The organism is Rhizobium sp. RHZ02 (assembly GCF_014851575.1).
Classification (GTDB): domain Bacteria; phylum Pseudomonadota; class Alphaproteobacteria; order Rhizobiales; family Rhizobiaceae; genus Rhizobium; species Rhizobium altiplani.
The window spans coordinates 1-290 of sequence record NZ_JACUZX010000112.1; the positions used below are offsets into that span (position 1 = coordinate 1).

Sequence of the window (290 nt, forward strand, 5' to 3'; positions counted from 1 at the left end):
AAGACGACCACGTTGATAGGCCGGGTGTGGAAGCGCAGCAATGTGTGAAGCTTACCGGTACTAATAGCTCGATTGGCTTGATCGTTCTCATTGATCAATGCTCATCTGCGACACAGACGTGTCGGGAGATGATGCAAGACGTGTTCAAACGCAGTGAAAACTGCACCAGCTTCTCATTTGTTGCGCTTCGCTGACCTGGTGGTTATGGCGGGGCGGCTGCACCCGTTCCCATTCCGAACACGGCCGTGAAACGCCCCAGCGCCTATGGTACTTCGTCTTAAGACGCGGGA

2 rRNA genes are annotated in these 290 nt (G+C 54.5%); both read left to right on the forward strand.

Annotated features, from left to right (window positions below):
* Positions 1 to 85, forward strand: a 23S ribosomal RNA gene (locus IB244_RS31745); the annotation flags it as partial.
* A gap of 109 nt (positions 86 to 194) precedes the next feature.
* Positions 195 to 290, forward strand: a 5S ribosomal RNA gene (gene rrf, locus IB244_RS31750); the annotation flags it as partial.